Here is a 21667-nt window from a genome sequence, read left to right as displayed (position 1 = left end):
GCCGGGAAGTCTGGTCGGCAATGCACCACCGGTGCATCTCCATACCGTCCCCGCCCCCAGGAGGCCGCGCGTGGCCAGCCAGCCGCCCGTCCACGAGCCGACGACCCGACGCCGCCAGTTCCTCGGCAGGCTGTCCCTTCCCGAGCGCACCTACATCACGGACGCGCTGCGCACCGAGACCGTCGGCGGCGTACTGCTCCTCCTCGCCTCGGTCGTCGCACTGATCTGGGCCAACGTCTGGCCGGCCGCCTACGAGTCCGTCCTGGACCACACCGTCGGCCCCTCCGCCCCGCTCCACCTGGACCTCAGTCTGGGCGCGTGGGCCAAGGACGGCCTGCTGACGATCTTCTTCTTCGTGGCCGGCATCGAGCTCAAGCGCGAGTTCGTGGCGGGCGAGCTGCGCAGCCCCAGCGCCGCGATCCTCCCCGTCATCGCCGCCGTCTGCGGCGTCGCACTGCCCGCGATCGTGTTCGCGGTGGCCAACGCCGGCCCCGGCGGGCACCCGAACGGCTGGGCCGTCCCGACCGCCACCGACATCGCCTTCGCGCTCGGCGTGCTCGCCGTGGTCGGCAGTCACCTGCCCTCGGCCCTGCGCGCCTTCCTGCTCACCCTCGCGGTGGTGGACGACCTGATCGCGATCCTGATCATCGCGGTCTTCTACAGCTCCGGCATCAAGTTCTGGGCGCTCGGGCTGGCCTTCGCCGGACTGGTGCTGTTCTGGTTCCTGCACCGGCGCGGGGTCCACGGCTGGTACCTGTTCGTGCCGCTCGCGTTCGTGATCTGGGCGCTGATGCACGAGAGCGGCGTGCACGCCACGGTGGCGGGCGTCGCGATGGGCCTGCTGCTCCGCTGCCACCGCGAGGGCGACGAGAAGCACTCCCCCGGCGAGCACATCGAGCACCTGGTCCGCCCGCTCTCGGCCGGGTTCGCCGTACCGGTCTTCGCGCTGTTCGCCGCCGGGGTGACGATCTCCGGGCCGGCGCTGCGCGAGGTGTTCACCCAGGCGACCCCGCTCGGCATCGTGCTCGGCCTGCTGGTCGGCAAGACCGTGGGAATCTTCGGCGGCACCCGCCTGGCCGCCCGTTTCACCCGCGCCGAACTGAACCCGCAGCTCAAGTGGGCGGACATGTTCGCCGTCTCGGTGCTCGCCGGCATCGGCTTCACGGTCTCGCTGCTGATCAGCGAACTGGCCTTCCCCGAGGATCCGGCCCTCGCCGACCGGGCCAAGGCGGCCGTCCTGGTGGGTTCGCTGCTCTGCGCGCTGATCGCCACCGTGCTGCTGAAGCTGCGCAACCGGCACTACCGCGAGCTGTGCGAGGAGGAGGACCGCGACCTCGACGGCGACGGCATCCCCGACGTCTACCAGTTGGACGACCCGGCCTGGCAGGCGCGCATGGCCGAGCGGCAGGGCCGGCCGGGCGACCCGCAACAGGCCACTCGCCCGGCCGACGAGGGCCCGCACCGACCGCATTGAGCCGGATCCGCCCGGAACACGTCCCTCGGCGGGCCCCCCGGAGTGGTGTCCGCTCGTCCGGTAGGGGCATGATTCTGAACTGTCGACAGTCCACCGACGCCACCGGGCCCGCCCCGGTACCCGGGAACCGCCGGGGAGCCGCACCGTGCGGCGGCGTCACTCGCCGCACGGCCGAAGAGGAGAACCGCTGATGCCCGCAGGAGCCGCAGACCCGTTCAGCAACGGCCGGGCGCCCTACGAGGGCGAGCGTTCGGTGGGGCAGCTGTTCGCCGCGGCCACCGCCGACCTGTCCGCCCTGGTCCACGACGAGATCGCGCTCGCCAAGGCCGAGATCCGCGCCGACGTGAAGCGCGGCGTCTCCGGCGGCGTCTCGCTGGCCGTCGCCGGTGTGGTGGCCCTGGCCGCCGTCCCGATGCTCAGCGCCGCAGCGGCCTTCGGCATCCACGCGCTGGGCCTCTCGCTCGGCTGGTCGTTCCTGGTCGTGGCCGGCGCGTACCTGCTGCTGGCCGTGCTGCTGGGCCTGCTGGCGCTGCGTTCGTTCAAGAAGATCGAGAAGCCGGTCCGCACCATCGAGGGTGCGCAGAAGACCGCCGACGTCCTGAAGAACGCGCGGCCGCGTCCCGCCACCAAGGAGGAGATCGACCGCGCCCTGGGCCGCATCCCGTAGGCCCGGCCTCAGCGTCCTGGACACGCGGCCGACGCTCGGCGGGCCCGAACGGCCCGAGTCCGAGTGCCGGGCGCGTGTCCGGCACGCGGATGTGACACGCTCTCGGTATGTCGCTCGACCAGAAGCCCGTGCCCGCACAGCCGTCCGCCAGTTCCGGCGGCACCGCCCCCGGTGACGGCGACGGCGCCCAGGGCACGCCTCCGGCCGCCTGGGACGTCCGGCAGGCCGGGCCGTGGACCCACCGCGACCTCGCCGCCAACGGCGCCCGCTTCCACATCGCCGAGATCGGCGAGGGCCCGCTGGTCCTGCTGGTCCACGGCTGGCCGCAGTACTGGTGGGCCTGGCGGCACCAGCTGACCGCCCTCGCCGAGGCCGGCTACCGGGCCGTCGCCCTGGACCTGCGCGGCATCGGCGGCAGCGACCGCACCCCCCGCGGCTACGATCCGGGCAACCTCGCGCTGGACATCACCGGGGTGATCCGCTCCCTCGGCGAGAACCGGGCGCACCTGGTCGGCCACGCCTCCGGCGGCACGCTGTCCTGGGTAGCGGCCGTGATGCGGCCCTCGGTGATCCAGAGCCTCACCGTGGTCTCCGCCGCGCACCCCAGGGACCTCCGCCGGGCGCTGCTGACCGACCGCCGGCAGATGGCCGCCTTCGAGCACATCCTCGGCTTCCAGCGGCCGTGGATACCGGAGCGCCGCCTGGTCGCCGACGACGCCGCGCTGGTCGGCCGCTACCTGGACGCCTGGACCGGGCGCAACCAGCTGGACCGCGCGGCGGTGGCCGCGTACCGGGAGGCGATCCGGATCCCCAGCACCGCGCACTGCTCGATCGAGCCGTACCGGTGGCTGCTGCGTTCGATGGCCCGGCCGGACGGCATCCAGTTCGCCCGCCGGATGAAGAAGCCCATCACCGCTCCCACCCTGCACGTCCAGGGGGCGGCTGACCCGGTGCTGCTGTCGCACACCGCGCTGGGCGGCGGCGAGTACGTGGCCGCGCCGTACCGCTGGCGGCTGCTGCCGGGGATCGGGCACTTCCCGCACGAGGAGGCCCCGGAGCAGTTCACGGCCGAGCTGCTGGACTGGATCGGCCGCCACAAGGACTGAGGCGGTGTGGGGACCCCGGACCGGGGCAGAAGGTCCCAGCACCCGATCGGGGGAACCGGGTCCGAGGTCCCAACTCCCTTCAGCTGACGTACATATGACAAGCGCATAGGCCACGTTGATGGCCGGACGGGCGGTTACCCCCGTCGGCCCAGGGGCATCCATTGCGGTATGACCTGGATGCCCGATCGCGGCAGCGCCCCGCGCGGCCGACAGCACAGCGACAGTTCGCAGCGTTCCGCCCGCCGTCCCGAGTGGGCGGAGAACCGCGGCCACGACCGCGGTTACGACCGCCCCTACGACAACGGCTTCGACAGCGGGTACGACGGCCGCTTCGACGGCCCGGACGACCACCCCCGCGCGGCGCAGGACCGGCTCGGCATCCCGCGCATCCTCGGCCGCCGCGCCCGCTGGGTGGGCGCCCGGCTCCGCCGCGACACCTGATCGCAGCGCCGACCCGGCCCACGGAACCCACCCGCACGCACGCACCCCGCCCGCCGACCCGGCCCACGAACGGGCCCGGTGGCGGGCGGGCGACCGGCCGGTGACCGGCCCGCGGATCAGAGCGCGCAGCCCTGGGTGTCCGCCCGGCCCGTGGCCACGCTGCCCTGCTCGGCGTCGTCACGCACCTCGGCCGCCGTCAGCACGTACCCGGTGTCCGCGCTGTCCAGCGACTTGGCGAACACCATCCCGTACACCTGGCCGTCCGGGGTGAGCAGCGGCCCGCCGCTGTTGCCCTGGCGCACCAGCGAGCGCACCGAGTAGACGTCGCGGACCACCTGGCCGCGGTGGTAGATGTCCGGCCCGTTCGCCTGGATCCGGCCGCGGATACGGGCCGGCTGGACGTTGAAGGCGCCGTTCTCCGGGAAGCCCGCCACGATCGCGTTGTCGTTGGTCTTCGCCTCGCCGGCGAAGGTGAGGGCCGGCGCGTTCAGCTTGGGCACGTCGAGGATCGCGATGTCGCGCTGCCAGTCGTAGCGGACCACCGTCGCGTCGTACAGCTGGCCGACCCCGCCGATCTGCACGGTCGGCTCGTTGACGCCACCGACCACGTGGGCGTTGGTCATCACCCGGTGCGGGGCGTAGACGAAGCCGCTGCCCTCCAGCGTCTTGCCGCACGAGGTGGCGGTGCCGACGACCTTGACCAGGCTCTGCCGGGCCTTGGCCACCGCGGGGCTGGCGGCCAGCGCCGGGTCGGGGATGTCGACCTGGGTGATCGGCTCGTGTTCGAAGGGGTTGAACACCTGCGGGAAGCCGTTGCGGGCCAGCACCTTGGAGAAGTCCGAGAACCAGTTGGGCGCGTCGGAGGGAAGCGTGTCCTGGACCCCGCCCAGGATCGCCGAGGTACGGACCTGCTTGGAGACCGTCGGCAGGGACGTCCCGGCGAGCGCGGAACCGATCAGCCAGGCCACCAGCAGCATCGAGATCACATTGACCACGGCGCCGCCGGCGGCGTCCAGCGCCCGCGCCGGGCGGCGGTCGATGTGACCGCGCAGCTTCCAGCCGAAGTGGGTGGTGACCGCCTGGCCGATCGCCGCCAGCACGATCACCACCACCACCGCGATCACCGAGGCGGTCGTCCCGGGGCTGAGGTGGTCCAGCAGCAGCGGCAGCAACTGGACGGCGAGCAGGCCGCCGCCCAGGAAGCCGAGGACCGACAGCACGCCGACCACGAAGCCCTGCCGGTAGCCCGACACGGCGAATCCGATCGCGGCGGCGATCAACAGCACATCCAGGACATTCACCCGGACACCCTCCCACGACGGACCACCCCGCCGGGCGGGCGATCGGCGAATCCGCCCCCGGTCCGACGCGCCGGGTCCCGGCGTCGCGGCCGGGCACCGCCCGCCGTCCGGCTCACTGCGCCCCGGGGTCGCGGCCGAGCACCGCCCGGGAACGCTCACGGTCGCCCTGCACCAGCTCCAGCGCCTCGTCCGAGAGCTCGACGATCCGGTCGGCGTCCCACGGCCGCTCCAGTCCGCTGTGGTGCAGCACCCGGTCGATCACCCCTGCGGTGAAGCCCCAGACCAGTCGGCCCCCGACCGCGAAGGCCGGCCCCATGTGGCCGGACGGGTGCCGCAGCCTGGCCCGGTTCTCCGGGTCGGTCAGCTCGTCGATCGGCACCCGGAACACCGCGCCGGTCTCGCCCAGGTCCACCGGCCGGACCGGCGACTCCCGGCGCCACCAGCCGAGCACCGGCGTCACCACGAACCGGCTGACCGGGATGTACAGCGCGGGCAGCGTCGCGAACACCTGCACCCCGTCCGGGTCCAGGCCGGTCTCCTCCCATGCCTCGCGAAGGGCCGCCGCCACCGGGCCGGGACCCGTCGGGTCGCCGTCCTCCGGGTCCAGCGCACCGCCGGGGAAGGAGGGCTGGCCGGCGTGCGAGCGCAGCGAGCGGGCCCGTTCGATCAGCAGCAGGTCCGGGCCGGAAGCGCCCTCGCCGAAGAGCATCAGCACGGCGGCCGCGCGGCCGCCGTCGGCCGGCGGCAGGAAGCGGCTCAGTTGCTCGGGCAGCACCCGCTCCGCGGCGTCCCGGACCGGCTCCAGCCAGCTCGGCAGCCCGCCCCGTTCGACCCCCCGCGCCATCCCCCGGTCACTCACCCGGCCACCGCCAGGTCGGCGACCTCGCCGTGGTGGGCGGCGGCGTCCGCACGGGCGGCGGCCTCCCCGGGGAAGTCCGCGGGCGGCCGCAGCCGCTGTCCCGGCTGTCCGCCCATCTCGTACTTGAGCAGCTTCTTCGCCTTCTCCGGATCGGTCTCGCCCTCTCCGTAGGAGGGGCAGAGCGGGGCGATCGGGCAGGCCCCGCAGGCCGGCTTCCGGGAGTGGCAGATGCGCCGGCCGTGGAAGACCACGCGGTGCGAGAGCATCGTCCACTCGGACTTCGGGAAGATCTCCGCGACCGCCGCCTCGACCTTCACCGGGTCCTCGTCGGCCGTCCACCCGAACCGGCGGGCGAGGCGGCCGAAGTGGGTGTCCACGGTGATCCCGGGGACACCGAAGGCATTGCCGAGGACGACGTTGGCGGTCTTGCGGCCGACCCCGGGGAGGGTGACCAGGTCCGCCAGCCGGCCGGGGACCTCGCCGTCGAACTCGTCGCGCAGCGCGATCGAGAGGCCGATCAGGGACTTCGCCTTGTTCCGGAAGAACCCGGTCGGCCGGATGATCTCCTCCAGCTCCGCCGGGTTCGCCGCCGCCATGTCCTCCGGCGACGGGTACTTCGCGAACAGCGCCGGCGTCGTCCGGTTCACCCGCAGGTCGGTGGTCTGCGCCGACAGCACGGTGGCCACCAGCAGCTGGAACGGGTTGTCGAAGTCCAGCTCCGGGTGCGCGTACGGGTACAGCTCCGCCAGCTCCCGATTGATCCTCCGCGCCCGCCGCACCATCGCCAGCCGCGACTCGGGCTTGCGCGATTCGGGCTTGGGCGCCCCGCCTGCCTTCCCCACCGGCTTCCCCGCAGACGCGGTCGTCCGGACCTTGCTCTCTGCCATGCGTGAAGGCTACGCCGGACGGCCGTGCTCCTGCGGCGGATCGGCCAGGACGGGACCGGGCGGTGAACGGAAGGACGAGGAGAGCGGGGCCGGGCGGTGAAAGGAAGAACGGGGCCGGGCCGGGTCGGGCGGGGAAGCAGCACGGACGACGCGCTCCGGGACGGCCGCGCCCGTCAGTCCCGGAACAGCCCGTCGACGTCGCCGTAGCCGAGCGCGCCGGCCGGCTCGGTCAGGGTGCCAGCGCCGAGCAGTTCGGCGGCCGCGCGGCGGGCGGCGGTGTAGGCGAACTGCGTCAGCGCGGTGCCCACGCTGATCCGGCGCACCCCGGCGGCCGCGAGTTCGGCGACGCCAGGCCCGCCCGCCACGGCCATCGCGTTGACCGGCAGCGGCGAGCGGGCGCAGAGCGCGGCCAGCGCGTCGAGGTCCAGCAGCCCGGGGACGAAGAGGCCGTCCGCGCCCGCGGCCGCGTACGCCTCGGCGCGGACCAGCACGTCGTCGAGCCCGCCCAGCCCGAACAGGAAGACGTCCGTCCGGGCGTTGACGAGCAGCTCCGGCAGGCCCGCCGCCTCCGCCGCCGACCGCGCGGCGCGCAGCCGGCCGGCCTGCTCGTCCACCGTGAACAGCGGGCCGCCGGGCGCCGCCGAGTCCTCCAGGTTGACACCGGCCGCACCCGCCCCGACCAGGGCCCGGACCGTCTCGGTGACATCGGCGGGCGTGGGCCCGTAACCGCCCTCGGCGTCCACCGTGACCGGCAGGTCGACGGCTGCGGCGACCCGGCGGGCGGCCTCGACGGCCGTCGCGCGGTCGAGGCGCTGGCCGTCGCCCCGGCCCAGCGACCAGGACACGCCGCCGCTGGTGGTGGCGATCGCGACCGCGCCGGCCGAGGCGATCACGGCGGCGCTCCCGGCGTCCCAGGCGTTCGGCAGGACGAGCACGCCGTCCGCGACCAGTGCCCGCAGCCGCTCGGCCCGCGCGCGGAGGGTGGACGACGGGAGCGGGGCGGAGCTGGACATGAGGGGTACCGGCTTTCGGTTCGGGAGGGATTCGGGAACGGCCCCGGAGGGAGTGGCGGTTGCGCGCCGTCGACATCCTGCGACCGGTCGGCGGGCGCCCTCCAGTGATTAAGCTGAGGCCGAATCCTGGGCCGGTCCGTGGTCCGGGACGGGAGGGTGGGCGGGCACCGATGCGGACCGAACTCGCGTTCTCGACGGACGACCTGGCGCGGACCAGGTTCGCCGTCTCGCCCATGTGGGAGGTGGTGACCAGCCTCCGGGTGCTGGCCCACCGGGCCGTCCCCGCCCTGCACCGGCCCTGGGCCGCGCAGGTCCGCCGGGCGGCGGAGCTCGGCCGGGACGCGCGGGTCGGCGCGGGTACGCAGGTCGGCGCGGGTACGCGGGCCGACCGGGTCGCGGAGGCCACCGGGCCCGCCCTGCAGCGGCTGGCCGCGCTGGTCCCGGCCGCCGGCCACCTGCCGGACTTCCTCACCCCGGTCCCCGCCGGAGCCGCCCCCGCGCTCGCCGAGGAACTGGCCATGATCGCCGCGACCCCGCCCGACCTGGTCCGGGCCGATCTCGACATCCTGGCCGCCGAGCGCGGCGGCCGGCTGCCCGCCGTCCTCGAACCCCTCCACCGCGATCCGGCCGACCGGCTGCCCCACCTGGTCGCCGACATCGAGGCGTACTGGGAGTTCGCGCTGGAACCGCACTGGACCCGGATCCGCGCGCTGCTGGACGCGGACGTGCTGCACCGGGCCCGGCAGGCCGCCGGACGCGGCAGTGCCCGGGTCCTCGACGACCTGCACGAAACGGTCCACTGGGACGGCGGCGCGCTGCGGCTGGAGCAGCGGCACTGCGCGGTCCAGCGGCTGGACGCCGGGGCCGGGCTGGTCCTGGTGCCCTCGGTGTTCGCCTGGCCCCGGGTGCTGACCCGGACGCTGCCGCCGGACCCGCCGCAGCTCGCCTACCCGGCGCGCGGCGTCGCCACCCTGTGGGAGTCCGGACCGGTCGCCGACCCGGCGGAGGCGCTCGCCGCCGTCCTCGGACGCTCCCGGGCCCGACTGCTCGCCGAACTCGACGCGCCGGCCTCCACCACCGAGCTGGCCCGGCGGACCGGGCTCTCCACCGCCGGGACCTCCCAGCACCTCACCGCCCTCCGCGCGGCCGGGCTGACCAGCGCGCGACGGGCCGGGCACGCCGTCCTGCACGCGCGCACCGCCGTCGCCGACGCGCTGCTCGCGGTGGACGCGGCCGGCCGGACCGGGTGAGCCCGGGGACCGTCCGACGCTTCCCCGGCCGGTCCCCGAACCGGTCCTCCGGCAGGTCCTCCAGCCGGTGCCCGAGCCGTCCTGGGCCGGGGGCCGCGGCCGTTCCGGCGGTACGAATGGCCCCGCGCAACACACCTCGGCACACCCCCTCCTCATATGATCGGAGCGACATGCGCCATGCTTGGTGATGCAGAGCACTGTACGAACTTGTGCCGGAGGGCTTGACGGCCGGCCGGCCGAGAAGGAGGAAGCACGTGGACGACGTTCTGCGGCGCGCCGCACTCTTCGCGGCACTCGACGACGAACAGGCCGGCGAGCTGCGCGCTTCCATGACCGAGGTGACGCTCGCCCGCGGCGAGTCGCTGTTCCACGAGGGCGACCCCGGCGACCGGCTGTACGTCGTCGCCGAGGGCAAGGTCAAGCTGCACCGGGCCTCGCCGGACGGCCGCGAGAACATGCTCGCCGTCCTCGGCCCCAGCGAGATGATCGGCGAACTGTCGCTGTTCGACCCGGGCCCGCGCACCGCCACCGCGAGCGCGCTGACCGAGGTCAAGCTGCTGGGCCTCGGCCACGGCGACCTCCAGCCCTGGCTGCACGCGCGCCCCGAGGTCTCGATCGCCCTGCTGCGCGCCATCGCCCGCCGCCTGCGCCGGACCAACGACGTGATGTCCGACCTGGTCTTCTCCGACGTGCCCGGTCGCGTCGCCAAGGCCCTGCTGGACCTCTCCCGCCGCTTCGGCGTGCAGTCCGACGAGGGCATCCACGTCGCGCACGACCTGACCCAGGAGGAGCTGGCCCAGCTGGTCGGCGCCTCCCGCGAGACGGTCAACAAGGCGCTCGCCGACTTCGCCGGCCGCGGCTGGCTGAAGCTGGAGGCCCGCGCGGTCGTGCTGATGGACGTCGAGCGGCTCTCCCGCCGCTCGCGCTAGTCCACGGCCCCGAGCCCGTGCGAAGGGCCCGTACGCTCCGGCGTACGGGCCCTTTCGCGGTTCCGGTTCCGGTTCCGGTTCCAGGCCCGGAAGGCAGGGCAGGCACGCACGCGGGCACGCAGGCACGCAGGCACGCATGCAGCGGACGGTCAGTCGGGGATGAGCCCGTGGTCCCTGAGGTACTGGAGCTGCGCGAGGACCGACAGCTCGGCCGCCGGCCACAGCGCCGGGTCCACGTCCGCGTAGACCCGCGCCACCACCTCGGCCGCCGTCCGGCAGCCGGCCTCGACGGCGGTCTCGACCTGGGCCAGCCGGCCGGCCCGGTGCGCCAGGTAGTAGTCCACCGCGCCGAGCGCGTCCGCGAGCACCGGCCCGTGCCCCGGCAGCACCGTCCGGACGCCGTGCTCGGCGGCCATGCCGTGCAGGTGCCGCAGCGAGTCCAGGTAGTCGCCGAGCCTGCCGTCCGGGTGGGCGACCATCGTGGTGCCCCGCCCGAGGACGGTGTCGCCGGTGAGGATCGCGCCGTCGGCCGGCAGGTGGAAGGTGAGCGAGTCCGAGGTGTGGCCGGGGGTGCCGACCACCCGCAGATCGAGGCCGCCGACGTCGAGGCGCTGCCCGTGCGTGAGCCCCTCCGAACCGAGCCGGTGCGCCGGGTCCAGCGCGCGGACCTCGCTGCCGGTCAGTTCGGCGAACCGGGCCGCCCCCTCGGAATGGTCGGCGTGCCCGTGGGTGAGCAGGGTGAGCGCCACCCGCTTGCCCCGCTGCTCGGCGGTCTCGATCACCCGGCGCAGATGGCCCTCGTGCAGCGGGCCCGGGTCGATCACCACCGCGAGGTCCGAGCCCGGCTCGGAGAGCAGCCAGGTGTTGGTGCCGTCCAGCGTCATCGGGGACGGGTTCGGCGCCAGCACGCAGAGCGCACGGGGGGTTGCCTCGCCGCCGATCCCGGCGGCGGGGTCGCCCGGCAGGAGTCCGCTCACCGGCGGTCCCCGGTATCGCGGTGCAGCGCCCTGAGCGGCAGGGCCCGGAGCGGCAGCGCCCGGGTGAGGGCGCGCTGGGCCACCTCGGTGAAGCTGACGGAGTCGCTCTCGCAGGCAGGGCGGCGCGGGTTCAGGCGGCGGGCGGGCATCTCGGGTGCCGTCCGGCGAGCCACGTCGTTGTGGGTCATCGGGCGTCGGTCCTTTCTCGTACGGATCACTAGGGGCGGAACGGGTCGGAACGGGGTGGGACAGGGACGGGACAGGGATGGAGCAGGGTGGAACGAGGTCGAACGCGTGCGGGCGGAACGGGCGGGACGCCGGTCAGCCGACGCGCCCCTCGGGGAACGTACCGTCGATCGTCAGCTCGTCGTACCCCGGCCAGCGGACGGTCAGTCGCTCCCCGCGCACCTCGGCCCGGCCGAGGACCGGCTCCAGCGAACGGTCCGCCGCCGCCCCCAGCGCCTCCGCGGCGCTGCGCACCGGCAGCAGTTCGCGCAGCACGGTGACGGTCGGCGGCAGCATCCCGAACCGGCCCTCCTCGTAGCCGCGGACGGCCTCGGCCGGGGTGAGCCAGGCGACCCGGTCCGCCTCGCCGACCTCCCGGGCCGCACGCTGGCCGGCCGGCAGGGCGGCGACGAAGAACCAGGTGTCGTACCGGCGCTCCTCGAAGGCCGGCGTGATCCACCGGGCCCAGCCGCCCAGCAGGTCGCTGCGGAGCAGCAGCCCGTGGTCGCGCAGGAAGTCGGCGAAGGAGAGCTCGTGGGCCTCCAGGGCGGCGCGCTCGGCGGTCCAGTCCCGGGGCTCGGCGACGCTGTCGGCGTCCGGACCTGCCAGCAGGACGCCGGCCTCCTCGAAGGTCTCGCGGACGGCCGCGCAGACCACGGCCTGCGCGGTCCGGGCGTCCACGCCGAGTCGTCCGGCCCACTCCTGGGGGCCGGGACCGGCCCAGCCCAGCTCGGCCTCCGCGTCCCGCCGGTCGACCCCGCCGCCCGGGTAGGCGTACATCCCGGCCGCGAACGCCATCGACGTCCGCCGCCGCAGCAGGTACGCCTCCGGGCCGGCGTCCGTCCCGGTGTCGCGGAGCAGCACCACGGTGGCGGACTGCCGGGGCACGGGCGGGGTCAGCTCACCGGCGTCGGCCGCCCGGATCCGGGCGGGCCAGCCGGGGGGCATCGGGAGCGTCGTTGCTCGCTGGTCCATGCCCGGATGCTAAGCGCCCGGGGGCGGGCTTGGACAGGGGTGATCCGTTGTGCGGGACCGTCCCTCCGCGGGACCGGGGCCGTCCCGGCCGTCCTGGCCGGACACACGTCCGCCCCGGACTCCGTACGAGGTCCGGGGCGGGCGGGGCGTTGAGGGTGTCGGGCGCCCCGGGGGTGTCCGCCGGATCGGGGTACCGGGGACACCGGGGGCGCTCGGGTCCGACCGCAGACGCGGCCGGTCCATCAGTTCATCGGTCTTCCGGTCTTCCGGTCAGGCTCCGGCGCGGACGCGGACCTGGATCTCGACCTCGACCGGGGCGTCCAGCGGCAGCACGGTGACGCCCACCGCGCTGCGGGCGTGCACGCCCGCGTCGCCGAGCACCTTGCCGAGCAGCTCGCTCGTGCCGTTGATCACGCCGGGCTGGCCGGTGAAGTCGGGGGCGGAGGCGACGAAGCCGACGACCTTGACGACCTGCTCGACCAGGTCGAGGTCACCGATCACCGACTTGACCGCGGCCAGGGCGTTCAGCGCGCAGATCTGCGCGAGCTCCTTCGCCTCCTCCGGGGTGACCTCTGCGCCGACCTTGCCGGTGCTCGGGAGCTTGCCCGCCACCATCGGCAGCTGGCCGGAGGTGAAGACGAAGTCACCGGTGCGCAGCGCGGGCACGTAGGCGGCGACCGGGGCGGCCACCGGCGGCAGGGTCAGACCCAGTTCGGCCAGCTTCTCCTCGACCTTGCTCATGCCTGCTTCTCCCGCTTGAAGTAGGCCACCAGCTGCTCCGGGTTCGGACCCGGTACGACCTGGACGAGCTCCCAGCCGTCGTGGCCGAAGTTGTCCAGGATCTGCTTGGTGGCGTGCACCAGCAGAGGTGCCGTCATGTATTCCCACTTGGTCATGGCCAGACTCTAGACGTTCCGTCCCGGCGATCGGCCCCGGTCCGGGCCCGGGCGCGCTCCCGCGTGTGAGGTGGCCCACAAAGCGGGCATGATTCAGGTCCGGCGCCCCGGGTAGTCCCGGCATCCGGTGCGGTCCCTGGTTACCCTCGCGGGAGGGCACCTGCGTGGTGCCGGCCCTCGGAGACGGACGGAGACGGAGCGTGGCACGCACCCCCGGCCAGGCGGCCCGGCGCGATCCCGATTGGGAGGGCGTACGGCTGCACGTGGTCAGCGGCAAGGGCGGGACCGGGAAAACCACCGTGGCCGCGGCGCTGGCGCTGGCGCTCGCCGCGGAGGGCCGCCGGACCCTGCTGATCGAGGTGGAGGGCCGGCAGGGCATCGCCGAGCTGTTCGGCATAGCGGCACTCCCCTACGAGGAGCGCCGGATCGCCACCGTCACCCCGGCCCAGCTGGGCCTGCCGGCGAACGGCTCGGCCGGCGGTTCGCGAGGCGGCTCCGGCGGCGGCCCGGCCGGCGGCTCCGGCAGCGGTTCGGGAAGCGGCTCGGCCGGCGGCTCGGGAGGCGGGGAGCTGCACGCGCTCGCCATCGACACCGAGCAGGCCCTGCTCGAATACCTCGACATGTTCTACAAGCTCGGCCGGGCCGGCAAGGCACTGCAGAAGGTCGGCTTCGTCGACTTCGCGACCACCATCGCCCCCGGCGTCCGGGACGTGCTGCTGACCGGCAAGGCTTGCGAGGCCGCCCGCCGCAAGGGCCCGGACGGACGGCGGACCTATGACGCGGTGGTGATGGACGCACCGCCCACCGGCCGGATCACCCGGTTCCTGAACGTCAACTCCGAGGTGGCCGGGCTGGCCCGGATAGGGCCGATCCACAGCCAGGCGCAGGCCGTGATGCGGGTGCTGAAGTCGCCGGAGACCGCCGTGCACCTGGTCACCCTGCTGGAGGAGATGCCGGTCCAGGAGACCGTCGACGGCATCGCCGAGCTGCGCGAGGCCGGTCTGCCGGTGGGCGGGGTGCTGGTCAACATGGTCCGGCCGCCGCTGCTCGACGCGGCGGCGGTGGCGGCCGTCGACGGCGACCACCGCGAGGAGGTCGCGCTGGCCCTCGGCGAGGCGGGCCTCGGCGGCCGCTCGCGCAAGCCGGAGACCGTCCGGGCCGCGGTCGAACCGCTGATCGATCCACTGCTGGCGCAGGCCCGGGAGCACGCCGAGCGGGTGGAACTGGAGCGCGCCCGGCGTGCCGACCTGCAACACCTGAAGCTCCCGACGTACGAACTTCCACTGCTGGGCGAGGGCGTCGATCTCGGCACGCTCTACCGGCTGGCGGGCGAACTGAAGCGTCAGGGGGCAGCGTGAGCGGGCGGACCGGCACCACCGGACAGAACGGCGGCGGACGGAACGACAGCGGACGGAACGGCACCGGCGGACCGGACGGCGCGGGCGGCGACGGCAGCCGGCTCGCCGTGGACGCGCTGATCGACAATCCGAAGACCCGGATCATCGTCTGCTGCGGCTCGGGCGGTGTCGGCAAGACCACCACCGCGGCGGCGATCGGCCTGCGGGCGGCCGAGCGCGGACGCAAGGTCGTCGTGCTCACCATCGACCCGGCCCGGCGGCTGGCGCAGTCGATGGGTCTGACCGAGCTCGACAACACCCCGCGGATCGTCAAGGGCGTCACCGGCGACGGCGAGCTCCAGGCCATGATGCTCGACATGAAGCGGACCTTCGACGAGGTCGTGCTGGCCCACGCCGACCCCGAGCGGGCCCGCGCGATCATGGAGAACCCCTTCTACCAGTCCCTGTCGGCCGGCTTCGCGGGCACGCAGGAGTACATGGCGATGGAGAAGCTCGGCCAGCTGCGGGCGGCCGAGGAGTGGGACCTCATCGTCGTCGACACCCCGCCGTCCCGGTCCGCGCTGGACTTCCTGGACGCGCCGAACCGGCTCGGCTCCTTCCTCGACGGCAAGGTGATCCGGATCCTGACCGCCCCGGCCAAGGTCGGCGGGCGGTCCGCGATGAAGTTCCTGAACGCCGGGATGGGCCTGCTCACCGGCACCCTCGGGAAGATCTTCGGCGCTCAGCTGCTGACCGACGTCCAGACCTTCGTCAGTGCGACGGACTCGATGTTCGGCGGCTTCCGGGAGCGGGCGGACCGCACCTACCAGCTGCTCCAGGCGCCGGGCACGGCGTTCCTGGTGGTGGCCGCCCCGGAGCGGGACGCGCTGCGCGAGGCGGCGTACTTCGTGGACCGGCTGGCCGCCGACCGGATGCCGCTGGCCGGACTGGTGCTCAACCGGGTGCACGGGACCGGCGCGCCGCAGCTCACCGCCGAGCGGGCGCTGGCCGCGGCCGAGGCACTGGAGGAGAACGGTTCGGAGCAGGTGTCGCCGGACGCCGAGCTGCTGGCGGCCGGGCTGCTGCGGCTGCACGCCGAGCGGATGCAGGTGATGGTGCGCGAGCGGCGGACCAGGGACCGCTTCGTCTCGGTGTACCCGGACGTGCCGATCGTCGAGGTCGCCGCGCTGCCCGGGGACGTCCACGACCTGGAAGGACTGCGAACGATCGGCGAGCGGCTCAGCGGATCAGCGGACTGACACCCGGCGCTCGCCGCCGCGCTCCGGCCCGGCGGACCGAACCCGTCCGAGGACGGACCCGTCCGGCCGGACCCACGAGCGGGTCCGGTCCGTGTGTCGTACCGCTCAGCGTCGTCGCACCCGGTACGGTCCGGGCCGTCGACCCGGACCTCCGGACCCGAGCCCCCCGACCCGGGTCGTGCGTCCCAGCTGTGCTCCGCACGGCCGAGGACCGTGCGACGGTGACTCAGCCCGCCTGGGCGTAGTCCGTCAGTATCACGCCGGTGGCCAGCGAGGTCTCGTACTCGGTACGGGCCGTCTCCAGCAGCCGCCGCCACGAGATCACGGTCGGCCGACGGCGCAGCAGCGCCCGGCGCTCGCGCTCGGTCATTCCGCCCCAGACCCCGAACTCCACCCGGTTGTCCAGTGCGTCCGCCAGGCACTCGGTGCGCACGGGACACCCGCTGCACACCGCCTTGGCGCGATTCTGTGCCGCCCCCTGGACGAACAGTTCGTCCGGATCACTCGTGCGGCAGGCGGCCTGCGCACTCCAGTCGTCTACCCAGCCCATGCCGGCGCCGTCCTCTCCCGAATCGAGGCTCCCCCACGGCGGCAACGGCATATTCACCGTTGCCAGTTGAGGACGTTACGGAAGAACGACAGCTTGCAACAGCCCCTTCGGGCTCAATCTCGAATGACCCGATTGGACTATGGGTGGCGATCAGCTCACTCGTTGGAGTGATCGCAGGTCGCAAGCATTGCCAGGGCCGCGTTCACCACTCTCGCCACGCGAGCCGTCACACAGTGCTACCGGACACAGGGGTGCAGCGACCAACAGCTGCCTCAAAAACGCCCCGAAGGTAGATAATTCGGGCAATTCTCATCACTCACAAGAGTGATCAATGCTGACGCAGCGAAGCTGTCGCAAGCTTGTGACAAGCCTAGGCGAACACCTGCCCCGGTGTGCGGCATTCGGCAACGTAGGGTTCTCCCCATGGCACCGAAGCGCCCCCAGGCACCCCAGCCCCCAGGCAACACCGGAGCTCCGCGCGGCAAGCGCCGCGGGTCACCGCTGAGCTACGCGGGACACGGAGTGAAGTTCCTGGGGGTCAGCGTGCTGTCCGGCGTGCTGCTGGCGGGCATGGCCCTGCCCGCCGTCGGCGCGCTCGGCCTGACCGCCAAGAACACGGCCGAGGGCTTCTCCAACATCCCGGACGACTTCAAGACGCCGCCGCTCACCCAGGCGACCCAGATCTTCGACGCCAAGGGCGGGCTGATCGCCAAGGTCTACGAGCGCGACCGCACCGTCCTCACCGCCGACCAGATGTCCCCGTACATGCGGCAGGCCCAGGTCGACATCGAGGACGCCCGCTTCTACGAGCACGGCGCCGTCGACCTCAAGGGCGTGCTCCGCGCGATCAGCAAGAACGCGGAGAGCGGCACCGCCTCCCAGGGCGCCTCGACGCTGACCCAGCAGTACGTCAAGAACGTCAACGTCGAGAAGGCCGGCGACGACCAGGCCGCCGTCCTGGAGGCCCAGCGCAAGACCCTGGGCCGCAAGATCCAGGAGCTGAAGGTCGCGATCAAGCTGGAGGAGGATCTGACCAAGGACCAGATCCTCACCAACTACCTGAACATCACCTTCTACGGTCACCAGGCGTACGGGATCGAGGCCGCCTCCCAGCGGTACTTCAGCAAGAGCAACAAGGACCTCACCGTCGCCGAGGCCGCCACCCTGGCCGGCCTGGTGCAGAACCCCTCCCTCTACGACCCGGTGCGCTTCCCGGACAACTCGGTGAAGCGGCGCAACACCGTGATCGACAAGATGGTCGAGAACAAGCACATCACCGCGGACCAGGCCAAGGAGGCCAAGGCCGCCCCGCTGGGCCTGAAGTACAAGGACCCGCAGAACGGCTGCATCACCGCCCAGGCGGGCATGGGCTTCTTCTGCGACTACGTCCGGCACGTGGTCAAGCAGGACCCGGCCTTCGGCAAGAACGCCGCCGACCGGAAGAAGTTCTGGGACCAGGGCGGTCTGAACATCTACACCACCCTCGACCCGGACAAGCAGGCCGCCGCCCAGGCCGCCGTCACCGGCAAGGTCAAGGTCACCGACCCGGTGTCCGCCGCCGCGACCATGATGGAGCCGGGCACCGGCAAGATCCTGGCGATGGCCCAGACCCGCCCGTACGGCCTGGAGCCGTCCAAGAACCAGACCGTCGTCAACCTCAACGTCGACGCGGCGATGGGCGGCGGCAACGGCTTCCAGCCCGGCTCGACCTTCAAGCCGATCATCGCCGCGGCCGCGCTCGAGAACGGTATGGCGCCCACCAAGCCGTACCCGTCCGAGAACCGCATCGAGTGGCCGACGATGAAGACCTGCGAAGGCACCTGGAAGAACACCTACAAGGGCAACGAGCGCTACGTCCCGAACGAGAGCAAGAGCGAGGTCGGCCCCTACGAGCTGAAGCAGGCGATGGCCCTCTCGGTCAACACCTACTTCGTCCAGATGGAGCAGGACATGGGGCTCTGCCCCGTCAAGCAGATGCTCGACAAGCTCAACATCACCACCACCGCCTCCGGTGCCAAGCTGGACGTCGTGCCCTCGATCACCCTGGGCACCAAGGAGATGTCGCCGCTGACCATGGCGAACGTCTACGCGACCTTCGCCGCCCGCGGCAAGCACTGCACCCCGATCGCGATCAACAAGATCAGCACGGTCGACGGCAAGGAGGTCAAGGTCCCGCAGACCACCTGCTCCCAGGCGTTCTCCGAGCAGACCGCCGACGCGCTGAACACCGTCCTGCTCAACGTGACCGAGAAGGGCACCGGCGCCACCCTCGGCCTGGAGGACGGCCGCCAGATCGCTGGCAAGACCGGTACCACCGACAAGAAGAAGGCCGCCTGGTTCAGCGGCTACACCCCGCAGCTCGCCACCGCGGTCTGGATCGGCGGCCCCACCGGCGGCGTCGAGATGAAGAACATGAAGATCGGCGACACCTACTACGGTGCCGACGGCGTCTTCGGAGCCACCGGCCCCGGTCCGATCTGGAAGATGGCCATGGACGGCGCGCTGAAGGGCTCCCCCAAGGAGACCTTCCAGACCATCGACATCCCGGACCCGGCCCCCAAGCCGGACCCGAACGCCACCCCGGGCGCGACCGCCCCTGCCACGCCCAACCCGGGCGACCCGAACGCGGGCGGCAACCCGCCGCCGCCGGCCAACCCGAACCCCGGCGCCGGCGGCACCAACGCCGGCGGCGTGATCGGCGGCGGGTTCACCTTCCCGCCGGGGGTCATCGGCGGGAACGGCGGCGACGGCGGGCGCGGCCACCACTGAACGGTCACCGCTGAACGGCCACCGCTGAACGGCCACCGCTGACGGGACCCGCTGACCGGTCCCTGTGACCGGACGGCCCGCGGGGCCTCCGGCAGGACGAAAGGGGCGCCCCCCGAGCATCTCGCTCGGGGGGCGCCCCTTTGCCTCGTCCTCCGCCCCGTACTCCGCCTCGGGCGGTTCCCGGAGCGGTCAGCGCCTCGGGCGGTTCCCGGAGCGGTCAGCCGACCAGGGCCGACTTCACCGCGGCGGCCACCCGGCCACCCTCGGCCAGACCGTCGACCTTCGGCCGCACCAGCTTCATCACGGCGCCCATGCCCTGCGGACCGGTCGCCCCGCTCTCGGCGACGGCGGCGGCCACGATGGCCGCCAGCTCGTCGTCGGACAGCTGCTTCGGCAGGTAGCCGGCCAGCAGCTCACCCTCGGCCACCTCACGGGCGGCCTGCTCGGCCCGGCCGGCGCTGCCGAACGCCTCCGCGGCCTCCCGGCGCTTCTTCGCCTCCCGACCGATCACCTTGAGCACCTCGGCGTCGGAGAGTTCGCGCTTCGTCTTCCCCGCCACCTCCTCGCTGGTGACGGCCGACAGCGTGAGCCGGATGGTGGACGAGCGCAGCTCGTCCCGGTCCCTGATCGCAGCCGTCAGGTCCTCGTGCAGCTGCTCCTTGAGCGTCGTCATGGCCCCGAGTCTCCCACCTGCCACGATCCGATGCGCACCATTAACCCCGTGCCCCGCCGCCCCTCCTCTCCCCTTCCCTCCACCATTAATAACCTCTTAAACTGGTTACATGACGGACGAGCGAACCCCCGGCCTGGTCCTGCAGTCCCCCGGCGGAACGCGCTTCCACTTCGACCCCGGCGCGCTCTGCCTGGAACTGCTGCCCACCGGTGGCCCCGGCCGCCACTCGCGGTACGAGATCCTGCACCAGCCGTCCGACCTGCTGAAATGGCTGGAAGAGTCCCGGCTCGCCCTGCCCCCCGGCACCGTCCGGATCAGCGACGACCAGCTGACCGCCGTCCGCGCCCTGCGGGACACCCTCTGGCGCCTCACCGCGGCCCGCGCGAGCGGGACCCGCGCCCCCGACGAACCCGCCGACCACGCCCTCCTCAACCGGACCGCCGCCAGACCGCCCCTCGCCCCGCAGATCGCCCCCGACGGCACCTCCGCGCCACCCCTGCCCGGCGACGGCGACCAGCTCGCCTCCACCCTCGCGCGCGACGCCATCGCCCTGTTCACCGGCCCGCACGCGCACCGGATCCGCGAATGCGGCGCCGACAACTGCCAACTGCTCTTCGTCGACACCTCACGCCCCGGCCGCCGGCGCTGGTGCTCGATGGAACGCTGTGGCAACCGCCACAAGGTCCGGGCCCTGCGCGCCCGCCGCGAACGGCCCGAGGAGTGACCTGACGTGTCCCCGGGCGCACCCCGACAGTTCACCTGCTGATCCGCCGTCTGAGAGCATGGACCGATGCGACCGCTGTACTCCGTTCCCCTCGGAATCGCCGCCACCGGCGCCGCCTGCCTCGCCTACTCCGTTGGGTACGAGGTCCGTTCCTTCCGCCTCCGCCGGGTCGAGGTCCCGGTCCTCCCCCGAGGCGCCCGACCCATCCGGGTACTGCAGGTCTCCGACATCCACATGGTGAGCGGCCAGGGCAGGAAGCAGCGCTGGCTGCAGAGCCTCGCCGGCCTGCGGCCCGACCTGGTGGTCAACACCGGCGACAACCTCTCCGACCCGGAAGGCGTCCCGGCCACCCTCGACGCGCTCGGCCCACTGATGGACTTCCCCGGCGTCTACGTGTTCGGGTCCAACGACTACTACGGCCCCGCCCGCAAGAACCCCGCCCGCTACCTCCAGGCGATGCGCAGCGGCAGCCACGGCATGAACAACGCCGACGGCACCGCCCGCCGCGGCATCACCGGCGCCGTCCACAACCCCTGGGAGAAGCTGCGCGACGCCTTCGACGCCGCCGGCTGGCTCGACCTCACCAACACCCGGGGCCGCCTCACCGTCGCCGGCCTCGACCTGGAGTTCACCGGCCTGGACGACCCGCACATCCGGCGCGACCGCTACAGCGAGGTTTCCGGCGGCCCCTCCGCCGACGCCGACCTCTCCCTCGCCGTCGTGCACGCCCCGTACCTCCGGGTCCTCGACGCCTTCACCGCCGACCGCTACCCGCTGATCCTGGCCGGCCACACCCACGGCGGCCAGCTCTGCGTCCCCTTCTACGGCGCCCTCGTCACCAACTGCGACCTCGACGCCAAGCGGGTCAAGGGCCTCTCCACCCACCAGGCCGGCGGCCGCCGCTCCTACCTCCACGTCTCCGCCGGCTGCGGCACCAACCGCTACACCCCCGTCCGCTTCGCCTGCCCCCCTGAAGCCACCCTCCTCACCCTCACCCCCACCCCCCACTGACCCACCCACCCCGCTCGCCCCACCCGCCGAGAAACCGGATTTCGTCTCTCGGCAAGCGTCCGGTAGAGTTCTACTCGTCGCAAAGGAGACGGAGCGACAAACAGCAGGACCGGGGTGTGGCGCAGCTTGGTAGCGCGCTTCGTTCGGGACGAAGAGGCCGTGGGTTCAAATCCCGCCACCCCGACCCAGGTCAGAGGCCCTATCGGAGAAATCCGGTAGGGCCTCTGGCGTCTCTGCCAGCACGGAAGTACAGCAACTGCTCTGGCCTTCCCCGACCGCCAGCAACGGCTGCTGAGGAAGTGTCGGCAGGGCCGGACGCCCCCTCGCGCTACCAACGGCGACTC

At 73.2% G+C, this 21667-nt stretch carries 22 protein-coding genes and 1 tRNA gene; 12 read left to right on the top strand and 11 right to left on the bottom strand.

What is annotated here, in order from left to right:
* Positions 1–70 precede the first annotated feature (70 nt).
* From nhaA to ACIQ9P_RS12160, 4 genes are all read left to right on the top strand, one after another.
* Complete coding sequence (nhaA, locus tag ACIQ9P_RS12175) at positions 71–1474, top strand: Na+/H+ antiporter NhaA (RefSeq protein ID WP_402353748.1); 1404 nt, start codon at positions 71–73, stop codon at positions 1472–1474.
* A 190-nt stretch (positions 1475–1664) separates the two neighbouring features.
* The gene (locus tag ACIQ9P_RS12170; protein ID WP_375919601.1) at positions 1665–2141 is read left to right on the top strand and encodes a phage holin family protein; all 477 of its coding nucleotides are present in this window, start codon (positions 1665–1667) and stop codon (positions 2139–2141) included.
* Between the two features lie 107 nt (positions 2142–2248).
* On the top strand, positions 2249–3247 hold the full coding sequence (locus tag ACIQ9P_RS12165; protein WP_402353745.1) for an alpha/beta fold hydrolase: 999 nt from the start codon (positions 2249–2251) through the stop codon (positions 3245–3247).
* Positions 3248–3415: 168 nt separating this feature from the next.
* On the top strand, positions 3416–3688 hold the full coding sequence (locus ACIQ9P_RS12160) for a hypothetical protein (RefSeq protein WP_402353742.1): 273 nt from the start codon (positions 3416–3418) through the stop codon (positions 3686–3688).
* Positions 3689–3804: 116 nt separating this feature from the next.
* On the opposite strand, the gene ACIQ9P_RS12155 is transcribed toward ACIQ9P_RS12160, so the two are convergent.
* The 4 genes from ACIQ9P_RS12155 to ACIQ9P_RS12140 form a co-directional block, all read right to left on the bottom strand.
* Entirely contained in the window at positions 3805–4989 is a 1185-nt protein-coding gene (locus ACIQ9P_RS12155) for a MarP family serine protease (RefSeq protein ID WP_402353739.1), read from the bottom strand.
* A 112-nt stretch (positions 4990–5101) separates the two neighbouring features.
* On the bottom strand, positions 5102–5833 hold the full coding sequence (locus tag ACIQ9P_RS12150; RefSeq protein WP_402353926.1) for an NUDIX hydrolase: 732 nt from the start codon (positions 5831–5833) through the stop codon (positions 5102–5104).
* A gap of 11 nt (positions 5834–5844) precedes the next feature.
* Positions 5845–6735, bottom strand: a complete 891-nt coding sequence (nth, locus tag ACIQ9P_RS12145; protein WP_402353736.1) for an endonuclease III — start codon at positions 6733–6735, stop codon at positions 5845–5847.
* A 173-nt stretch (positions 6736–6908) separates the two neighbouring features.
* On the bottom strand, positions 6909–7748 hold the full coding sequence (locus tag ACIQ9P_RS12140) for an isocitrate lyase/phosphoenolpyruvate mutase family protein (RefSeq protein ID WP_402353733.1): 840 nt from the start codon (positions 7746–7748) through the stop codon (positions 6909–6911).
* 170 nt (positions 7749–7918) lie between these two features.
* Between ACIQ9P_RS12140 and ACIQ9P_RS12135 the strand changes: the two genes are divergently transcribed.
* Together ACIQ9P_RS12135 and ACIQ9P_RS12130 are read left to right on the top strand one after the other, a co-directional pair.
* Positions 7919–8998, top strand: coding sequence for a DUF5937 family protein (locus tag ACIQ9P_RS12135; RefSeq protein WP_402353731.1), 1080 nt, complete (start codon positions 7919–7921; stop codon positions 8996–8998).
* A 254-nt stretch (positions 8999–9252) separates the two neighbouring features.
* Positions 9253–9927, top strand: a complete 675-nt coding sequence (locus tag ACIQ9P_RS12130; RefSeq protein ID WP_030392646.1) for a Crp/Fnr family transcriptional regulator — start codon at positions 9253–9255, stop codon at positions 9925–9927.
* Between the two features lie 149 nt (positions 9928–10076).
* Here the strand turns inward: ACIQ9P_RS12130 and ACIQ9P_RS12125 are convergent, their stop codons facing one another.
* From ACIQ9P_RS12125 to ACIQ9P_RS12105, 5 genes are all read right to left on the bottom strand, one after another.
* Positions 10077–10904 carry an MBL fold metallo-hydrolase gene (locus ACIQ9P_RS12125; protein WP_402353728.1) on the bottom strand — a complete coding sequence of 276 codons (828 nt, stop codon included), beginning with the start codon at positions 10902–10904 and terminating at the stop codon, positions 10077–10079.
* Positions 10901–11092, bottom strand: coding sequence for a hypothetical protein (locus ACIQ9P_RS12120; RefSeq protein ID WP_402353726.1), 192 nt, complete (start codon positions 11090–11092; stop codon positions 10901–10903). Before ACIQ9P_RS12120 ends, ACIQ9P_RS12125 begins: the two co-directional genes overlap by 4 nt.
* Before the next feature lie 133 nt (positions 11093–11225).
* Positions 11226–12104, bottom strand: a complete 879-nt coding sequence (locus tag ACIQ9P_RS12115) for an NUDIX hydrolase (RefSeq protein WP_402353723.1) — start codon at positions 12102–12104, stop codon at positions 11226–11228.
* A gap of 270 nt (positions 12105–12374) precedes the next feature.
* Positions 12375–12845 carry a RidA family protein gene (locus ACIQ9P_RS12110; RefSeq protein ID WP_030392643.1) on the bottom strand — a complete coding sequence of 157 codons (471 nt, stop codon included), beginning with the start codon at positions 12843–12845 and terminating at the stop codon, positions 12375–12377.
* Positions 12842–13000 (bottom strand): DUF4177 domain-containing protein, encoded by a 159-nt coding sequence (locus ACIQ9P_RS12105; RefSeq protein WP_093860985.1) that lies wholly within the window; start codon positions 12998–13000, stop codon positions 12842–12844. The genes ACIQ9P_RS12110 and ACIQ9P_RS12105 overlap by 4 nt, the downstream gene beginning before the upstream one ends.
* 200 nt (positions 13001–13200) lie before the next feature.
* Between ACIQ9P_RS12105 and ACIQ9P_RS12100 the strand changes: the two genes are divergently transcribed.
* Together ACIQ9P_RS12100 and ACIQ9P_RS12095 are read left to right on the top strand one after the other, a co-directional pair.
* The gene (locus ACIQ9P_RS12100; protein ID WP_402353718.1) at positions 13201–14358 is read left to right on the top strand and encodes an ArsA-related P-loop ATPase; all 1158 of its coding nucleotides are present in this window, start codon (positions 13201–13203) and stop codon (positions 14356–14358) included.
* Positions 14355–15596: an ArsA family ATPase gene (locus ACIQ9P_RS12095; RefSeq protein WP_402353715.1), complete on the top strand. Its 1242-nt coding sequence runs from the start codon at positions 14355–14357 to the stop codon at positions 15594–15596. The genes ACIQ9P_RS12100 and ACIQ9P_RS12095 overlap by 4 nt, the downstream gene beginning before the upstream one ends.
* 226 nt (positions 15597–15822) lie before the next feature.
* Here the strand turns inward: ACIQ9P_RS12095 and ACIQ9P_RS12090 are convergent, their stop codons facing one another.
* On the bottom strand, positions 15823–16146 hold the full coding sequence (locus tag ACIQ9P_RS12090) for a WhiB family transcriptional regulator (protein WP_037779213.1): 324 nt from the start codon (positions 16144–16146) through the stop codon (positions 15823–15825).
* Positions 16147–16569: 423 nt separating this feature from the next.
* Between ACIQ9P_RS12090 and ACIQ9P_RS12085 the strand changes: the two genes are divergently transcribed.
* The gene (locus ACIQ9P_RS12085; RefSeq protein WP_402353711.1) at positions 16570–18915 is read left to right on the top strand and encodes a transglycosylase domain-containing protein; all 2346 of its coding nucleotides are present in this window, start codon (positions 16570–16572) and stop codon (positions 18913–18915) included.
* A gap of 217 nt (positions 18916–19132) precedes the next feature.
* Here the strand turns inward: ACIQ9P_RS12085 and ACIQ9P_RS12080 are convergent, their stop codons facing one another.
* Positions 19133–19588 (bottom strand): GatB/YqeY domain-containing protein, encoded by a 456-nt coding sequence (locus ACIQ9P_RS12080; protein WP_402353709.1) that lies wholly within the window; start codon positions 19586–19588, stop codon positions 19133–19135.
* A gap of 109 nt (positions 19589–19697) precedes the next feature.
* Here ACIQ9P_RS12080 and ACIQ9P_RS12075 point away from each other — a divergent pair, with 109 nt between their 5' ends.
* The 3 genes from ACIQ9P_RS12075 (at position 19698) to ACIQ9P_RS12065 (ending at position 21507) form a co-directional block, all read left to right on the top strand.
* Positions 19698–20312, top strand: coding sequence for a CGNR zinc finger domain-containing protein (locus tag ACIQ9P_RS12075; protein WP_402353706.1), 615 nt, complete (start codon positions 19698–19700; stop codon positions 20310–20312).
* A 66-nt stretch (positions 20313–20378) separates the two neighbouring features.
* Complete coding sequence (locus ACIQ9P_RS12070) at positions 20379–21323, top strand: metallophosphoesterase (protein WP_402353703.1); 945 nt, start codon at positions 20379–20381, stop codon at positions 21321–21323.
* Positions 21324–21433: 110 nt separating this feature from the next.
* Positions 21434–21507: transfer RNA gene (locus ACIQ9P_RS12065), tRNA-Pro, on the top strand.
* Positions 21508–21667: the final 160 nt, after the last annotated feature.

The organism is Kitasatospora sp. NPDC094019 (assembly GCF_044764505.1).
GTDB lineage: Bacteria > Actinomycetota > Actinomycetes > Streptomycetales > Streptomycetaceae > Kitasatospora.
The sequence above is the reverse complement of the archived record's forward strand: the minus strand, read 5'-3'. Positions and strand labels throughout refer to the sequence as shown.

What these genes read in the sequence shown, in the direction of transcription:
- ACIQ9P_RS12170 (WP_375919601.1), top strand. Translation starts at nt 1,665, where the DNA reads ATGCCCGCAGGAGCCGCAGACCCGTTCAGCAACGGCCGGGCGCCCTAC.
- ACIQ9P_RS12165 (WP_402353745.1), top strand. Translation starts at nt 2,249, where the DNA reads ATGTCGCTCGACCAGAAGCCCGTGCCCGCACAGCCGTCCGCCAGTTCC.
- ACIQ9P_RS12160 (WP_402353742.1), top strand. Translation starts at nt 3,416, where the DNA reads ATGACCTGGATGCCCGATCGCGGCAGCGCCCCGCGCGGCCGACAGCAC.
- ACIQ9P_RS12150 (WP_402353926.1), bottom strand. Translation starts at nt 5,833, where the DNA reads ATGGCGCGGGGGGTCGAACGGGGCGGGCTGCCGAGCTGGCTGGAGCCG.
- nth (WP_402353736.1), bottom strand. Translation starts at nt 6,735, where the DNA reads ATGGCAGAGAGCAAGGTCCGGACGACCGCGTCTGCGGGGAAGCCGGTG.
- ACIQ9P_RS12140 (WP_402353733.1), bottom strand. Translation starts at nt 7,748, where the DNA reads ATGTCCAGCTCCGCCCCGCTCCCGTCGTCCACCCTCCGCGCGCGGGCC.
- ACIQ9P_RS12135 (WP_402353731.1), top strand. Translation starts at nt 7,919, where the DNA reads ATGCGGACCGAACTCGCGTTCTCGACGGACGACCTGGCGCGGACCAGG.
- ACIQ9P_RS12120 (WP_402353726.1), bottom strand. Translation starts at nt 11,092, where the DNA reads ATGACCCACAACGACGTGGCTCGCCGGACGGCACCCGAGATGCCCGCC.
- ACIQ9P_RS12115 (WP_402353723.1), bottom strand. Translation starts at nt 12,104, where the DNA reads ATGGACCAGCGAGCAACGACGCTCCCGATGCCCCCCGGCTGGCCCGCC.
- ACIQ9P_RS12110 (WP_030392643.1), bottom strand. Translation starts at nt 12,845, where the DNA reads ATGAGCAAGGTCGAGGAGAAGCTGGCCGAACTGGGTCTGACCCTGCCG.
- ACIQ9P_RS12105 (WP_093860985.1), bottom strand. Translation starts at nt 13,000, where the DNA reads ATGACCAAGTGGGAATACATGACGGCACCTCTGCTGGTGCACGCCACC.
- ACIQ9P_RS12090 (WP_037779213.1), bottom strand. Translation starts at nt 16,146, where the DNA reads ATGGGCTGGGTAGACGACTGGAGTGCGCAGGCCGCCTGCCGCACGAGT.
- ACIQ9P_RS12085 (WP_402353711.1), top strand. Translation starts at nt 16,570, where the DNA reads ATGGCACCGAAGCGCCCCCAGGCACCCCAGCCCCCAGGCAACACCGGA.
- ACIQ9P_RS12080 (WP_402353709.1), bottom strand. Translation starts at nt 19,588, where the DNA reads ATGACGACGCTCAAGGAGCAGCTGCACGAGGACCTGACGGCTGCGATC.
- ACIQ9P_RS12075 (WP_402353706.1), top strand. Translation starts at nt 19,698, where the DNA reads ATGACGGACGAGCGAACCCCCGGCCTGGTCCTGCAGTCCCCCGGCGGA.
- ACIQ9P_RS12070 (WP_402353703.1), top strand. Translation starts at nt 20,379, where the DNA reads ATGCGACCGCTGTACTCCGTTCCCCTCGGAATCGCCGCCACCGGCGCC.